Origin of the sequence: Staphylococcus cohnii species complex 1663 (assembly GCF_041008415.1) — a bacterium.
Taxonomy (GTDB): domain Bacteria; phylum Bacillota; class Bacilli; order Staphylococcales; family Staphylococcaceae; genus Staphylococcus; species Staphylococcus ureilyticus.
Map to the genome: position 1 here is coordinate 107,583 of NZ_JBFDVL010000005.1, position 17,012 is coordinate 124,594.

The following is a 17,012-nucleotide window of genomic DNA, read 5'->3' on the forward strand; positions in this document are numbered from 1 at the left end:
TCAATATTTCACTATATTAACATCATAATGTTTCTTTAAAGTTGTCCAAATATGTCAAAGCTCTATGAGCAAGTTGTTCATATCTTATTTTTTTATCTTTAATTTTTTCATCTAAATCCGGTAGCAAACCAAAATTGGCATTCATCGGCTGGAAGTTTTTTTCATTTTTCGCATGAGCAATATAATAAGCCATGCTACCCAGCATCGTTTCTCTAGGGAAAATAACCCTTCCTTTATTTTCAACTTTATGAGCTACGTTGATACCAGCAATCAAGCCGCTTGCTGCACTTTCTACATAACCTTCTACACCAGTCATTTGACCAGCAAAATGAAGAGATTCTCTTCCTTTTAATTCATAAGTTTCAGTGAGTACATCAGGGGAGTTAATAAATGTGTTTCTATGCATGACACCATATCGAACAATTTCAACATTCTCTAAACCTGGTATCAATCTAAGTACTTCTTTTTGTGCACCCCACTTTAGATGTGTTTGAAACCCTACTAAATTATACAAAGTACCAGCAGCATCGTCTTGACGTAACTGTACAACTGCATATGGTATTTCGCCAGTCTTGGGATCTTCTAAGCCAACTGGTTTCATCGGACCAAACAATAACGTTTTACGTCCACGTGCTGCCATTACTTCAAATGGCATACAACCTTCGAAATATTTTTCTTTTTCAAATTCATTCACTGGTGCGACCTCTGCTTCTAATAAAGCATCATAAAATCTGTTAAACTCTTTTTCCGTCATCGGACAATTTAAATAAGCAGCTTCACCTTTATCATAACGTGACTTTAAATAAACTTTATTCATATCAATACTATCTTTTTCAATAATCGGTGCTGCAGCATCATAAAAATATAGTTGATCTTTACCTGTTGCGTCAACAATTTCTTGAGCTAATTGATCTGTTGTTAATGGACCAGTAGCAATGATTGTATATCCATCAGGTATAGTGTTAATTTCTTCATTAATTACAGTTACATTCGGATGGTTTTTCAATGTTTCAGTAATATACCCTGCAAAATCATGTCTATCTACAGCTAACGCACCACCAGCAGGAACACGCGCTTTGTCTGCTGCAGTTATAACCAATGAATCCATTCGACGCATTTCTTCTTTCAATACACCCACGGCATTCGTAAGCGCATTGCCACGTAATGAATTGGAACAAACTAATTCAGCAAATTTATCTGTATGATGTGCCGGCGTTTGTTTAACTGGCCTCATTTCAATTAAATTTACATGAATGCCTCTTTGCGCTAATTGATAAGCGGCTTCTGAGCCAGCTAAGCCAGCCCCTACAACATTGACAATTTGAGTCATATATATATCCTCCTATACAAAAAAAATAGCAACTACGACACTATTTTATAAGCTAAATAACATATCTCTACATTATAAATATGAATCGTAAGTTGCTAAATATTATTAAAAAATACAGTTTCCTTTTCTAATAATCAATTTATATATTTGTTATTTTTGTTCTTCTTCTTTGTAATCACAATTTGAGCAAACAACCTGACTTTTACGTCCTTGTTTTTTCTCAACTAAATAATGTTCACATTTTGGACAATCACGTCCAATAGGTTTATCCCAAGTTACAAAATCACATTCGGGATATTTAGAACAACCATAGAAGATACGATTTTTCTTAGACTTACGTTCAACGACATCGCCCTCTTTACATTTAGGGCAAGTCACACCAATTGTTTTGACGATTGCTTTAGTGTTTCTACAATCAGGGAAGTTTGAACATGCCATAAATTTACCATATCGACCCATTTTTATAACCATTGGTGCACCGCAAACTTCACAATCTTCTCCTGCAGGTTCATCTTTAATTTCTATTTTTTCCATTTCTTCCTCTGCACGTTCAACATCTTGCTTAAAACTATTATAGAAATCTGAAATAACTTTTTTCCAAGCAATTTCACCTTCTGCAACTTTATCGAGTAATGTCTCCATATTAACTGTAAAATCTACATCTATAATTTCTGGGAAATATTCTTTTACTTGTTCATGAACAATTTCGCCTAATTCGGTAGGAACAAACCGTTTACTTTCATTTTTAACATAGTTCCTTTTTTGTATAGTATCAATTGTCGGTGCATAAGTTGAAGGACGACCAATTTTCATTTCTTCTAAAGTTTTTACCAATCTTGCTTCTGTATAACGTGGTGGAGGTTGAGTGAAATGTTGTGAAGGTTCAATATTGGTTGCTGTAACCATTTCACCTTCATTGATATTAGGTAATTTATTTTCTTTACCTTCATCTCCATCATCTTTTGTTTCAACGTATAAAGTCATAAAACCTTTGAATTTAATTGTTTGCCCATTTGCTCTGAATTTCAAATCATTTTGTGTTAAATCTAATGCTACTGTATCTAAAATAGCAGGTGCCATTTGACTTGCTACAAAACGCTCCCAAATTAATTTATACAGTCTATGTTGATCTCTAGTTAAATAATTTTTCATTTCGCTAGGTGTACGTAAAGTACTTGATGGTCTTATAGCTTCGTGTGCATCTTGATCTCCTTGACCTTTAGATTTACGATTCGAAGTATATTCATTACCATAAGTGTCTTTAATATAATCCTTGGCTTCACTTTTAGCTTGTTCAGAAATTCTAGTAGAATCTGTACGCATATAAGTGATTAAACCAACTGTACCTTGTCTTTTCAAGTCAATACCTTCATATAATTGTTGGGCAAGCATCATTGTTTTACGCGCTTTGAAATTCAATTTTCTTGCAGCTTCTTGTTGAAGTGTTGAAGTCGTAAATGGATTGGCAGGATAACGCGTCTTTTCTTTTTTTGTTACCTTTGTAACTTCAAATTGATTCCCATCAAGCTGTGACGTAATCGTCTCAACATCATTTTTATTAGTTAATTTGTATGGCTTGTTTTTATAATGTAAGAATTTAGCACTAAATTTAGATTTTTTATATCTAAATTCTCCTTCTATTTTCCAATATTCTTCTGGTTTGAAATTTCTAATTTCATTTTCACGATCAATGACTAATCTTAATGCGACAGATTGAACGCGACCAGCAGAAAGTCCTTTTTTAACTTTCTTCCATAAAACAGGAGAAATATTATAACCAACTAAACGGTCTAAAATTCTTCTAGCCTGTTGTGCATCCACAAGTTCCATTTCTATGCCTCTAGGATGTTTAAAACTTTGTTTCACTGCATCTTTGGTTATTTCATTAAATACTACTCTATTTTCAGTAGCGTCTTCTAAATTCAATATATTCGCTAAATGCCAAGCAATTGCCTCACCTTCACGGTCGGGGTCACTTGCTAAGAATATATTTTTTGCTTTCTTAGCATGTTTTTTTAATTCCTTAACAACAGGGCCCTTACCGCGTATAGTAATATATTTGGGTTCATAGTCATTTTCTACATCTACGCCCATTTGGCTTCTTGGCAAATCTCTAACATGCCCCATAGATGCGATAACTTTATATTTTTTACCTAAATATTTTTCAATGGTTTTAGCTTTTGCAGGCGATTCAACTATGACTAAATTTTCTGCCAAAGTAGTTACCCCCTTGCATTTCTAATTACAAAGATAAATGATAAACGGTCTATTTTGTTTTTGTCAATGTTTTTAATTTTAAATTTATTTAATCAAAGGTGTATTTAGAATTAAATAAAGGAAAAGACACTGTTTATACACATCTTTTTCAACTATAAAACAATTGTTCAAATAAATACATTGATCTAAATTTTAGTTAAAATCATCTATGATGTCTTTCGCAGATATAACAATTTTCGCCCCTTCTTGCGCACTTATTAAGTTCCCCATTGTCATATCATTGAACATCGAACCTGGCAAAACATATACTTCTCTATTTTGTTCTAATGCACAATTAGTCGTAATAGAAGTACCACTTTTAATTGTAGATTCTGTAATCAAAACCCCTTTTGATAAACCACTAATTAATCTATTTCTTTCTGGAAAATGATGTTTAAGCGGCTTTTGATATGGTAAATATTCACTTATGACTAAGCCAGTGCGCTCAAGTTGATTTCTAATATTTTGCGTTGATTTGGGATAATGATTAAGATGGCCAAATCCTAACACCGCAATCGCTGACATTTGATTGTCTAATGCATGTTGATGTGCTGCTTGGTCTGCACCTTCTGCTAATCCAGAGACTATGGTTAGATCTTTCTTTTTAAATGAAGGGAAAAGGAATTTCAATGCATCCCCTGTATATCGAGTAGCATGTCTAGATCCAACGATTGCAAGGGTTTGATCACGCGTTGTTAACGTGATATCTCCTTTATAAAAAAGTATAAGTGGAGGATCATGTATTTCGCGAAGCAATTTCGGATATGATGGATGGTTAATACCAATAAAATTATTGTTCCATTTATGTAATTGAATAAGAATGGCATCAATGGGATTGTTTACAAAATCTTGATATATTTGATCTTTCTTTTTAGATTTAATTGTTGATAAATATAGTTGTAATATTGCTTGCTGCTCGTGTTTATTGTAAAACATAAAATCATTCTTATATTTCAGCAATCGATGTATTTGATGTGTGGACAATCCTGAGAAACGCAATTTTAAAAATAAATAATCTATGTTCATATATCGTACTCCTTTATAAAATAATTATAAAGTAAAACGATATAAAGTTTGTTTACAAATTAAATTCATTTAGACTGTATTTGTAATCTAGTTTTAAGAAGAAATTTAAATACGTACCCCACACTACTTCAACACCATACAAAATTCAAACACTGAAAATAGCACAAACTCCAACATATTTTAGGAGTTTGTGCTCATTTTTAAGCTATTCTATTATTAAATTGCTTTATTTAATAGTAAGTAACTGTTCATAGATACCAGCTTCTTTTGCAGCATCAATTAATGTTGTGCCAATTTCTGATGGTGTATCAGCAGTTTTCACACCACAACTGTTTAGTGTTTTAATTTTCTCTTCTGCTGTACCTTTACCGCCAGAAACAATTGCGCCAGCATGACCCATACGTTTTCCTGGAGGAGCTGTTTGTCCACCAACGAAACCTACAACAGGTTTATTCATGTTAGCTTTAATCCATTCGGCAGCTTCTTCTTCAGCAGTACCACCGATTTCACCAATCATAACAACTGCTTTCGTTTCATCATCTTCATTAAATTGTTTTAATACATCAATAAAGTTAGTACCGTTAACTGGATCTCCTCCGATACCTACTGCAGTAGTTTGACCAATGCCTTCTTCAGTCAACTGATGTACAGCTTCATAAGTTAATGTACCTGAACGTGAAACGACGCCCACATGGCCTTTTTTGTGTATATAACCAGGCATGATACCAATCTTACATTCATCTGCAGTAATAACACCTGGACAGTTTGGTCCAATCACACGTGTTTTCTTGCCTTCTGAATAACGTTTTACTTTAACCATATCGATAACTGGAATATGCTCCGTGATACATATAGCTAAATCTAACTCAGCTTCAATACATTCTAAAATAGCATCTGCTGCAAATGGAGCAGGTACATAGATTACTGAAACAGTTGCACCAGTTTCTTCTTTAGCTTCTTCAACAGTATTGAAAACTGGTACGCCTTCTACTACTTGTCCACCTTTACCTGGAGTTACCCCTGCAACAATTTGCGTACCATATTCAAGCATTTGTTTTGTATGGAAAAGTGCAGTAGACCCTGTGATACCTTGTACAATTACTTTTGTATTTTTATCTATCATTACGCTCATCTTAGCGTTCCCATCCTTTCCTTACGCTTCTTTTACAAGTTTTACGATTTTTTGTGCGCCTTCTGCCATTGTTGCAGCTGGTTCAATAGCTAATCCTGATTCATTCAGAATTTCTTTACCTCTTTCAACATTTGTACCTTCTAAACGTACAACTAACGGTAAAGTTAGTTCAACTTCTTTAACTGCAGCAACAATACCTTCAGCAATGATATCGCATTTCATAATACCACCAAAGATATTAACAAAGATACCTTTTACGTTTTCATCACCTAATATGATTTTAAACGCTTCAGTAACTTTTTCTTTCGTTGCGCCGCCCCCTACGTCAAGGAAGTTCGCTGGATTACCACCAAAGTGATTAATTGTATCCATTGTCGCCATTGCAAGACCAGCACCATTTACCATACAACCAATGTCGCCATCTAATGCAATGTATGATAAATCATATTTAGAAGCTTCGATTTCTTTTGGATCTTCTTCTTCTAAATCGCGTAATTCTTGGATATCTTTATGTTTAAATAACGCATTATCATCAAAATTAAGTTTTGCATCTAATGCAAGTACTTGTCCATCACCTGTAGTTACAAGTGGGTTGATTTCAACAATTGAACAATCTTTTTCAATAAATACATTATAAAGTGATACTAAAAATTTAGCTGCTTTATTAATTGATTCTTTAGGAATATTAATATTGAAAGCAATTCTTCTTGCTTGATAAGGCGCTAATCCAACAACTGGATCGATTGTTTCTTTGAAGATTTTTTCAGGTGTCTCAGCAGCAACCTTTTCGATTTCAGTACCGCCTTCTTCTGATGCCATCAAAGTTACTCTGTCAGTTGCACGATCGATTACAAATCCAACATAATATTCTTTTTGAATGTCGCAGCCTTCTTCTATGTAAAGGCGCTTAATTTCTTTACCTTCTGGCCCTGTTTGATGTGTTACTAATGTTTTACCTAATAATTCTTTCGCATATGTTTCCACTTCAGAGAGTGATTTTGCAATTTTAACGCCGCCTGCATTACCTCTACCCCCGGCGTGAATTTGCGCTTTTACAACATATACATTTGAATCTAATTCTTTTGCCTTTTCAACTGCTTCTTCAACAGTAAATGCTACACGTCCTTCTGGGACAGCAACGCCCATTGAACGAAATATTGCTTTACCTTGATACTCGTGGATATTCATTCTCCATCCTCCTGTTTCTTAGGTTAAGTTCATATTTAATTATAGGAAATGAAAGCGCTATTGTAAACTGATTTAAACTACTTATTTCAATTCTTTTAATTTTTAGATTATTTATAAAGCGATTTAATTGGTTGAAATGTTTTTCTGTGGGCATTTAAAATGCCGTGATTTTTAATTGCATCTAAATGTTGTTGCGTTCCGTAACCAACGTTTTTTTCAAACCCATACTCCGGAAACTTTTGTGCAAGCTGTGTCATATATCTGTCCCTATTTTCTTTAGCTAGGACACTTGCTGCAGCAATTGATACACTTTTAGCATCACCTTTCACAAGTGATGTTTGATCGATATCTGTTTCTAGTGTCATCGCATCAATGAGTAAATGGGTTGGCTGAACAGGCAATCCGTTGATCGCACGTTTCATAGCTAATTTTGTTGCTTCATAAATGTTGATTTCATCAATTTCTTCTACAGTGGCATAGCCGAATGCATAAGCATGTAATTCATCTAATAATTGGCACTCTAATACTTTTCTTTTTTTGGCGGTCAGTTGCTTCGAATCATTGAGGCCTGTAAAGTGATGATCATGATTTAATATCACCGCACATGCAACAACTGGTCCTGCGAGTGGGCCTCTGCCTACTTCATCGATACCACAAATCATCGCATTTCCATCATTTGCTAATATTTGATTTTCATAAAAAGTCATAGCTTGATATTGATTTAATAATTGTTGTTCCTTATCTAGTTGCTTGATTCGTGTTGCTATGGCTTTTTGGACACCTTTACGGTCATCTTTATAAAATGGTTGAAGCTGGATTTCATTAACTGAGTGTAAGGTGGCTAAGTGGTCTTTAATATCTTTTATCGTTTGCTTCATAAATTCACGTTACACTTCCATTTCTTTAATAACATCAAACGTATATGTTCCTATTTTCGCATTTCTAATTTCATGTATGATTAATTCAATGACCGCTTCATAGTCAACTTCATTACCACTACGCAACAATCCTCTACGACGTCCAATAGCATCAAACCATTCTATATTTTCTGCTTCTATCGGTACATCTATTTTATAATGATTTTTCAATCCTTCATAATCATGCGTTTTTAAAAATTCAAGACCGTAAATGGCAACTTCATCTAAATGAACGATACTATCTTTAATCGCACCTGTAATACTTAGTTTTTTTCCTACGAGTTGGTCTTCAAATTTGGGCCAAAGTATACCTGGTGTATCTAATAATTGGAGCGAATTGCCAACTTTGATCCATTGTTGTTGCTTTGTAACACCAGGTGTATTTCCAGTTTTAGCAATAGATTTGTGGGCTAACTTATTAATAAGTGTAGATTTCCCAACATTAGGAATGCCGACGATCATCGCACGAATCGCACGTGGTTTTAATCCTTTTTTCTTTTCACGATCAAATTTTTCTTGTGTTGCTTTAATAGCTGCTTGTTCTACTAATTTTAGTCCTTTTCCATGTTTAGCATCAATCGCCACAGGATAATAGCCTTTTTCTTTAAAATAAGACTCCCATTTTTCTAATTCTTTTAAATTCGCCATGTCTTTTTTATTCAGAATCACTACTCTCGGTTTTTGCTGTATAACATCATCAATCATTGGGTTTCTTGAACTATAAGGAATACGAGCATCTACTAGTTCAAAAACAACATCTACTTTCTTTAATTGTTCTGCAACTTCTCGTTTTGCTTTCGCCATATGCCCTGGATACCATTGAATTACCATGTACATCACCTTTCTCATACGTTTATGTTTCAAAATTATATATTTTACTCATACCATTCATTGACCTTAAAATCATAACATGAGGGGTGAATAGTTATAAATAAAAATTTGTATTTACTTTATTAAAAAAACTCATTCACACTATTTTCCTATAATAATTACCAAATTGTCTAGAATTGTAGTGAAACTAACCAACTGAGTATCTTATCAATACTAAATTTCAAAATAAGTATAATATTTAAATTAATTTTCTTAAATTAAATAATGGTAATTTTTATCAATTAATCTAAAAAATCGTTACAATAGAATTAATAATAATTCGATTACAGGAGACTACTCATGAAAAGGATGCTTTTTTACATATTATTATGCTTTATATTAGCAATCATTGGACATGGCTATGTTATCTATAGATTTATAAATGAGGGTGTTTTATTTACGGGGCCCAATGATGGCATGGAACAAATGATACCGATGCAAATGTATTTGTATGATAAATGGAGTCAAGGTCAATGGTTTTACGCCACTGATTTCGGATTAGGTGGAGATTTTTTCACTGACCTAAGTTACTATTTTTCAACCAATATTTTGTTTATACTTAATGTAATTTTCATCTTTCTCATAAAGTTAGCGATTGATTGGGACACGCAAGACATTATGTTTTGGATGACAAATGCTATTGTATTGTCCATTTTTAAATCAACATTAGCGATGTTAGCAACTTTTGGTTTTGTACGCTATATTACTCAAAATAAAAGCATCGCAGTACTAACGTCATATCTTTTTGTCATATCACCACTCTATTTTAGATTTACTGTATATTGGCCATTTTTCAGTGATATTTTTATATTATTACCGCTACTCTTATGGTCTATTGAATTATTTTTACAAAAAGAAAAAAAAGCCATGTTTATCATCGTAGTCACAGTTTCCTTAATAAATAACTTTTATTTTGCGTATTATCAACTCATCGTAGGTCTAATCTATTTTACAGTTAGACTAATATTTAAACATAGACATGATATCGTACCTAGGTTTAAAGCAATATATACCATCTTCATTGCTGCAATTTTAGCATTTGGTTGCAGTCTTTTCTTTTTTTATCACGGTTTACGTGCTTATACCAATAACAGACGTATACCTTTTAATGGAGACGTAGATTTTTTAGAACCTTTCAACCAAAACACGAATGTATTTTATGACAATTACTTAATAGTCATTTTATTTATAGTAATACAAGCACTGTTATCATTTAAACTATACAAGCATTTTTATTTTAAGTTATTTGCAATTTTTATGATACTTACTATAGGTGCTAATTATTTGCCATTTGTCGACCAGCTCTTTAATGGTTTTTCTGCTCCCCAAAAAAGATGGCATTACCTAATTGCTTTTAACGCTGCATTACTCATTGGGTTATATGTAAAATACTTTAGCACGTTAACAATTAAAAACTATATTTTTTCTTCAATCATCAGTTTAAGTTTTATTTATGTGAGTGCATGGATTTATGATGATTTTGTTGCATGGCTCTGGTTTACACCTATTGTTTGTTTGATAGGTTTGCTAGTACTATGTCTTAAAACTTCAGCTTATCGTAAACGTTTCATTTATTTTTATTATACTGCCATATTGATATTAGCGACACTTGTAGTAGCCGTTTTTATACGCAATCAAATTTATTTTGAAGACCATGTTGAACGAGCAAATCGCTATTATGTCAATGCAAGTCTATTTAACACACCGTTACAAAGACAATTAGTCTCTGAAATGAATCATTCAAAAACGGAAGACGAACGTATCGATTGGCGTGTTAATGAACAAGATAACACACCGATGTATCAATTCTTTAAAGGTTCAAGTTTATATTCAAGTATTTTTCATCATAACATTTTAGACTATTACTATGATGATTTGAAAATTAACCTTCAATCTGAATCAGTGAGTAGATACCAAAGTACTAATGGACGACAAAATATTAGCAGTTTATTTTCAATGAAATATTTAATGTTAAAAGATTACGAAAACAATGTGCCTAGTTATTTTAAAAATGTAAAAAGTGAGGGACAATACCACATTTATGAGAATACTTTAAACTTGCCTACTGTAAAAGTGACTAATCAAATATATAATTCCGACACTTTAAAAACGCCTATCGATCGAGAACATGCGATGTTGGATGGTGTTGTTATAAAAAATTCAGGTAAACCTTACACGGATAACGCACAAAACCTTATCGATGCGACTAAAATATCTTACCAAAATATAAAAGTGAAAAATAATCAACAAATCTATCTGACCAAAAACCAAGGTCAGATTAAAATTCACGTCCCAAATCACATAAGAAAACGTTATTCAGACTTTTATTTAAATTTAAAAGTTCGACGTGGTCAACCCGACAGTAATTATACAATTAATATAAATAATTATGCTAACCACCGGTTGTATAACAATTCGACCTATAAAACTGGTGTTGAAAACCAACTATATAGGACACAACCAGACAAAGATGGTAATATTAACATAGCTATTAACCCTAGAGGTAGTTATTATTTTGATATTCAAAGTCTTCATGGTGAAAATTATAGCAAACTCAAAAAAGCCTATAATAAGAAACAAGATCATTATTATAATGATATTAAAAATGGAGTAAAAGTGAAGTTAGCACCACATACAAAGGGAATCGCAATGATTAACATTCCATATCGTGACGGTATGGTGGCTTATGTAGATCATAAAAAAGTAAAACCTAAAAAAGTAAATTATATGATGACTGGCGTACCAGTCACTAAACAAGATAGTGAAATTATCATTAAATACCGCCCTAAATATTGGTTTACGATGATTATAATTTCAGTTATAAGTATCTTAATAAGTATTTTTTGGTGTCTAAAGAAAAAATCTAAACTTAAATAAAGGAGTTTATCTGAGATGAGGTATGACCGTGTTTCATAGAATTTGGTCCCAAAAACTAACAAGATTTTTAACAATTCTTTTAATGGGCGTCGGCGTAGCTTTATTAACGTTCACACCTTATATTTATCGCTATTTAACTGACGGTACTGTATTTAGTGGTCATGGTGATGGTTTTAGGCAAATGATGCCTTTCCAAATGTATCTTTACGAACACCTTAGCCAATTCAAAAGTTTTTATGACCATTCTTTTGGTTTAGGTGGAGATTATGTTAAAGATTTATCCTATTACTACGCAACCTCACCTTTTGTACTAATTAATTTTTTATTCGTATGGTTATCTGAAGTAATATTTAATAGCAACCCTAGCGACATCACGTATTGGGCAAGCAATCAATTAATAGTAGCTTTTTTCAAATGCATCGCTACATATATCGTTGCGTTCTATTTCTTTAATTATATCAAGCTCAAAAAACACATAGTATTTTTGGCTTCAATGTTATATGCAGCTTCAACAACCGTTATTTATTTTAATTTTACTTGGTCATATTATGGAGATTTATTAATTTTTCTTCCCCTATCTTTGCTCGGTATTGAACGGTTTTACAAAGAAAGAAAAATAGGATTATTTATTTTTTCTATTGCTTTAACATTATTTTCTAATTTTTATTTTAGTTATTACGAAGCCATTGTAATTTTGAGTTACTTTATCTATAGATGTGTATTTCCTCATGCAAAAGATATTGTTACTAGGAAACAACAACTTTGGATGATTCCTACAGCTGTTATATTAAGTTCTTTAATTGCTATTTGGGGCTTTTATACTGGCGTTTCTTCTTTTTTAAACAATGATAGAGTAAGTAATCCTAATTTTAATTTTGGTGTCATTACAGATTTCGCACGACAAAAACATTTTTTTACAAACGGATTTTATATCACTGTGACTATCATCGCACTCATTGCCTTACTATCTTTTAAACTATATCGACATTATTATTATAAACTTTTTGCGATTGCAACTTGGATCATGCTTATAGGGTCACTAACCCCTCTTTTCGATAGTATGTTTAATGGGTTCTCAACGCCTGAACGCCGTTGGGTTTATATATTTGCACTTACTACTGCTGGATTAATAGCATTGTTCATTCATTATTTATCTGAATTATCTTTGAAGTCGTATATATTCGCTTCCCTTCCAGTATTAATGATTATGGGAATCATGCAAATGATCGTTAAAGTCCAGAAAATGACATGGATGGGCATCTGTCTCGTAATTATGATTTTTATCGGCATATTGCTTTATAAAAAATCACTATTCAAATTAAAATGGCCGTCTATTGTGCTAATCATATTATTCATTATTCAACAAGCGATTATTTTAGATAACGACCATTTCAATAATGTTCAAAAATACGAATCAACTGTTTCATCAATGCATGATTCAAAATATAAAAGTCCTGCACTAGCGAATAAAATAGATAAAATTAAACAGCATCAAGACGATCCATTCAGTAGAATTGATTACATGTCACAATACGGCTTGAATTCACCAATGATATATCATTTTAACGGTATTGCATTATATTCAAGCATTTTCGATGGCGACATTTTAAAGTATTATGATAAAACATTACAAATCAATATGCATACGGATAAAAACAGCACTTATCGTCTACTTTCAAATAGAGCAAATTTGATGGCACTTTGGGATGTCAATGATCGTATACGTCGCCCAGAAGACAAGAATATCCCCTATGGCTTTTCTAAGCATAGTACAATCAAACATTCTGATGAGGAATCCTTTATACATTCAACAAATAAAGCCAATTATCCAAGTGCGCACATTACAAATAAAGTATTCGATAAAAAAGATCTCAAATCGCCTATGGATAAAGAACAAGCTATGTTACAGGGGGTAGTTTTTGATCAAGCAGATGAATATTCTACAAATCAACAGTTCACACCAAATAAAAACTTACTATCAGAAACTTCTACCAATTTAATTAATGCAAAGCGTACGCAAAAAAATAAATTAACCGTTTCTAAGGATGGTGGAGGTGTCCATTATCAGTTACCAGCATCTATTGCAAATCAGTATGAAGATCTCTATGTAGAGATGGATGTTGAATTGTTAGGGCCAGACAAGGCTCACAATGTTGGTGTGAATGAATATAATCAACATCGTAATAACCTATCTTATAAATATAGACGTTTTGTCACTCCAGTAACGATGCGAGTAAAATCTGTGCAAGACTTGAATATAAAATTATCTAAAGGTAATTATCGCTTTAATGTTAAAGGAATTTATGGAGAAAACTACGATGTATTAAAGAAAGCACATAAACAACTACATTCTGTGAAAGTTTCACAAAATTCACGTCATTATACAATTAAAAAAAATAAAAATGATGAAGGCTACCTCGTATTGCCAATGCCTTATAGAGATGGAATGAAAGCTTATACAGACAAAGGCAAAACATTACCAGTTAAAAAAGGTAATGGTATCATGACAGTAATTCCTGTAGAGCAAGGACAAAAGACAATTACACTTAAATATACACCGCCCCATACATGGTTATTAGTAATAATAAGTATTATTGGAATCATTTTAAGTTTCGTTTATACAAAATGGATTTATATAAAAAAATGATAATATCATCTTCAAATTGATTACAAAATATAAAAAAGAAGCAGTTCCGATTAGGAACCGCTTCTTTTTTATGACTTTTATGCTGATTAACGAATTTCTTTAATTCTAGCAGCTTTACCACGTAATTCACGTAAGTAATATAATTTAGCACGACGTACTTTACCGCGACGTTTAACTTCAATTTTTTCGATTTTTGGAGTGTGTAATGGGAATGTACGTTCCACACCTACACCTGAAGAAATCTTACGTACTGTGAAAGTTTCTGAAATACCTCCACCGCGACGTTTGATTACAACACCTTCGAATACTTGGATACGTTCGCGAGTACCTTCAATAATACGTACGTGAACTCTTAAAGTGTCACCTGGACGGAATGAAGGTAAGTCTGTGCGTAATTGTGATTGTGTTACTGCTTCGATTAATTTGTGATTACTCATTATTTTTTCTCTCCTTCAACCTATGTTCTTGCCTAGACAAATATATAGCAGCGGATCATAGTGATTTTCGTGTGTGTCGCACACTTAAATTATGTTAGCACACTGTTATTCATTTTTCAATTGCTTTTTGTATCTTTCTAAAATATCTTTGTCTTTATCCGTAAGTGGATAATTTTCTAATAAATCTGGACGCTTTTCCCATGTACGTATCAGTTTTTGCTCATGACGCCATAGATCAATATGTGCATGATTTCCTGACAATAATACCTCTGGTACGTTCATATCTTGATATGAACGTGGTCTAGTATATTGTGGAAATTCTAATAATCCATCCTGAAAAGAATCATCTTCATGTGATTGTTGATTACCTAAAACACCTGGAATTAATCTTACTATTGCATCGGTCATTACCATCGCAGGTAATTCTCCACCTGTTAAAACATAATCTCCCATAGAAATTTCATCCGTAACTAAATGCTGACGGATACGTTCATCATATCCTTCATAATGCCCACAAATAAAAACTAAATGCTCGGAATGACTGAGTTCCTGTGCAATTTCTTGATTAAATGGTCGACCTTGTGGACACATTAAAATCACACGTGTATTTTCTGTTTTGTCAATGTCTTTCATTGCATTAAATATAGGTTCTGGTTTAAGCACCATACCTTGCCCTCCACCGAATGGATAATCATCTACTTGATTATGCTTATTTTCAGCAAAATCTCTAAAATCGACAGTATTAATTTGTAGCATTTCCTTATCTTGCGCTCTTTTTAAAATCGATTGATTTAATACACCGTCAAACATTTGAGGGAACAAAGTTAAATAATCTATCTTCATTACTCCAACAGTCCTTCCATAGGCGTAATATCAATTCGTCTACCTTCAATATCTATATGTTTAACAACATCTTCTATATATGGTATAAGATATTCTTTATCACCTTTGACAACCCAAACATCATTGGCACCCGTTTCAAAAATTTCTATCACTCTTCCAATAGGTGTTTCATTATCATCGAATACGGTACAGCCAATAATATCTGAGTAATAGTATTCATGCTCCCCTAATTCAATTTCTTCGTGGTCTCTATCTTGTAAAAGGATTTCACCTTTTAAGTGCTCAATATCATTAATATTGTTGATACCTTCAAAGGTCAACATGTGCAACCCTTTATGCATACGATATGTCGCAATTTTCAATTCTAATGTTGGTTCGTTTTGACGTTCTATCATCACAGTTTCACCTGGTTGAAAGCGTATATCTGAAAAATCTGAGTGAGATTGGACTTTAATTTCGCCTTTTATACCATGTGTATTGATAATTTTGCCTATTTCTACTTTCATATAAGCTCCTCCGATAATGTATATGTATCATTGAAATTCGTTATTTTTTATTTTTCGACTAAAATAATTATAACATGAATTGTTAGTATTATTTTAAACCTTCTCTATATGTTATGAGCTAAAATATTGTATAAATCATCTTAAGTCATTCTTGATCAATGTATTCACTCGTATAAGCCTACTAAATTGTTGATGTTGCTTTATATAAATGATTACCGGTATGCTAATTTAAAAGGCTGGGACAAACGAATTGTCTCAGCCTTTTATGATTATATTGGCATGCACAATGGTTAACATTCAACCATAGTCATCCATACCGAGATGAGTCGTCGAAATCATTTTAAATGACTACGATTTCCACGACTCTCTCTTTTTTTAAATTTTTATGTGCTAATAATGACGATTATTTTTGATCGTCAAATTTTTTCAAGATACCTTCTCTTGATAAGATGTTGTGTACAGTATCTGTTGGTTTAGCACCATTTTTCAACCATTTTAATGCTAACTCTTCGTCAATTTTAACTTCTGGAGCATTTACATTATTTGGATTATAAGTTCCGATTTGTTCGATGTTACGACCATCACGTGGCGCACGAGCATCTGCTGCTACGATACGATAGAATGGATTTCTTTTTGAGCCTAAACGTGTTAAACGTAATTTAACTGCCATTTATATTCTCTCCTTTGATTGTTCTAATTTTTATTTTCTACAAGAAATAATATTAACAGTTATCTAGAAGTTTGTAAAGAGTTTATTCTTTACCATTTTATACTTTTAATCACTTCATTGTACCAATATTATTTTCGATATCATCGTAAACTTGACATTAACTATTAAACACTATAAATTGAAAATAAATTAAATATTAAATGCACTAGGGGTGTTTTTTAACTGAGATGAGATTTACTCAAACCCTTTGAACCTGATCTAGTCCATACTAGCGGAGGGAAGTGTTACAAAAATAACAAAGCTATATCAGCAT

Annotated in this window: 13 protein-coding genes and 1 riboswitch; of the genes, 2 read left to right on the top strand and 11 right to left on the bottom strand. The window is 32.6% G+C overall.

Features of this window, described 5'->3' with window-relative positions:
* Positions 1–22: 22 nt before the first annotated feature.
* The 7 genes from trmFO to ylqF all read right to left on the bottom strand — a co-directional run bounded on the left by trmFO (position 23) and on the right by ylqF (position 8,680).
* The gene (gene trmFO / locus AB1J10_RS07605) at positions 23–1,330 is read right to left on the bottom strand and encodes an FADH(2)-oxidizing methylenetetrahydrofolate--tRNA-(uracil(54)-C(5))-methyltransferase TrmFO (protein WP_046208643.1); all 1,308 of its coding nucleotides are present in this window, start codon (positions 1,328–1,330) and stop codon (positions 23–25) included.
* A 150-nt stretch (positions 1,331–1,480) separates the two neighbouring features.
* Positions 1,481–3,547 (bottom strand): type I DNA topoisomerase, encoded by a 2,067-nt coding sequence (gene topA, locus AB1J10_RS07610; RefSeq protein ID WP_070037876.1) that lies wholly within the window; start codon positions 3,545–3,547, stop codon positions 1,481–1,483.
* Positions 3,548–3,739: 192 nt separating this feature from the next.
* Positions 3,740–4,612, bottom strand: coding sequence for a DNA-processing protein DprA (gene dprA / locus AB1J10_RS07615; protein WP_369003079.1), 873 nt, complete (start codon positions 4,610–4,612; stop codon positions 3,740–3,742).
* 226 nt (positions 4,613–4,838) lie between these two features.
* Positions 4,839–5,744 carry a succinate--CoA ligase subunit alpha gene (gene sucD / locus AB1J10_RS07620; RefSeq protein WP_046208646.1) on the bottom strand — a complete coding sequence of 302 codons (906 nt, stop codon included), beginning with the start codon at positions 5,742–5,744 and terminating at the stop codon, positions 4,839–4,841.
* A 21-nt stretch (positions 5,745–5,765) separates the two neighbouring features.
* Positions 5,766–6,932, bottom strand: coding sequence for an ADP-forming succinate--CoA ligase subunit beta (gene sucC / locus AB1J10_RS07625; RefSeq protein WP_046208647.1), 1,167 nt, complete (start codon positions 6,930–6,932; stop codon positions 5,766–5,768).
* 107 nt (positions 6,933–7,039) lie between these two features.
* Positions 7,040–7,810 carry a ribonuclease HII gene (locus tag AB1J10_RS07630; RefSeq protein WP_064209036.1) on the bottom strand — a complete coding sequence of 257 codons (771 nt, stop codon included), beginning with the start codon at positions 7,808–7,810 and terminating at the stop codon, positions 7,040–7,042.
* Between the two features lie 9 nt (positions 7,811–7,819).
* The gene (gene ylqF / locus AB1J10_RS07635; protein WP_046208649.1) at positions 7,820–8,680 is read right to left on the bottom strand and encodes a ribosome biogenesis GTPase YlqF; all 861 of its coding nucleotides are present in this window, start codon (positions 8,678–8,680) and stop codon (positions 7,820–7,822) included.
* Between the two features lie 339 nt (positions 8,681–9,019).
* Here ylqF and AB1J10_RS07640 point away from each other — a divergent pair, with 339 nt between their 5' ends.
* Positions 9,020–11,596: a YfhO family protein gene (locus AB1J10_RS07640; RefSeq protein WP_070037879.1), complete on the top strand. Its 2,577-nt coding sequence runs from the start codon at positions 9,020–9,022 to the stop codon at positions 11,594–11,596.
* Positions 11,597–11,624: 28 nt separating this feature from the next.
* Positions 11,625–14,243 carry a YfhO family protein gene (locus AB1J10_RS07645; protein WP_081338772.1) on the top strand — a complete coding sequence of 873 codons (2,619 nt, stop codon included), beginning with the start codon at positions 11,625–11,627 and terminating at the stop codon, positions 14,241–14,243.
* 86 nt (positions 14,244–14,329) lie between these two features.
* Here the strand turns inward: AB1J10_RS07645 and rplS are convergent, their stop codons facing one another.
* The 4 genes from rplS to rpsP all read right to left on the bottom strand — a co-directional run bounded on the left by rplS (position 14,330) and on the right by rpsP (position 16,699).
* Positions 14,330–14,680 carry a 50S ribosomal protein L19 gene (gene rplS, locus AB1J10_RS07650; protein WP_019468465.1) on the bottom strand — a complete coding sequence of 117 codons (351 nt, stop codon included), beginning with the start codon at positions 14,678–14,680 and terminating at the stop codon, positions 14,330–14,332.
* 105 nt (positions 14,681–14,785) lie between these two features.
* A complete protein-coding gene (gene trmD, locus AB1J10_RS07655) occupies positions 14,786–15,523 on the bottom strand; it encodes a tRNA (guanosine(37)-N1)-methyltransferase TrmD (RefSeq protein WP_070037885.1) in 738 nt (245 codons plus the stop codon).
* On the bottom strand, positions 15,523–16,029 hold the full coding sequence (rimM, locus tag AB1J10_RS07660; RefSeq protein WP_070037889.1) for a ribosome maturation factor RimM: 507 nt from the start codon (positions 16,027–16,029) through the stop codon (positions 15,523–15,525). The genes trmD and rimM overlap by 1 nt, the downstream gene beginning before the upstream one ends.
* A 403-nt stretch (positions 16,030–16,432) precedes the next feature.
* Positions 16,433–16,699, bottom strand: a complete 267-nt coding sequence (gene rpsP / locus AB1J10_RS07665; RefSeq protein ID WP_019468468.1) for a 30S ribosomal protein S16 — start codon at positions 16,697–16,699, stop codon at positions 16,433–16,435.
* A gap of 197 nt (positions 16,700–16,896) precedes the next feature.
* Positions 16,897–16,996, top strand: a riboswitch (TPP riboswitch).
* The last annotated feature ends 16 nt before the right edge of the window (positions 16,997–17,012 follow it).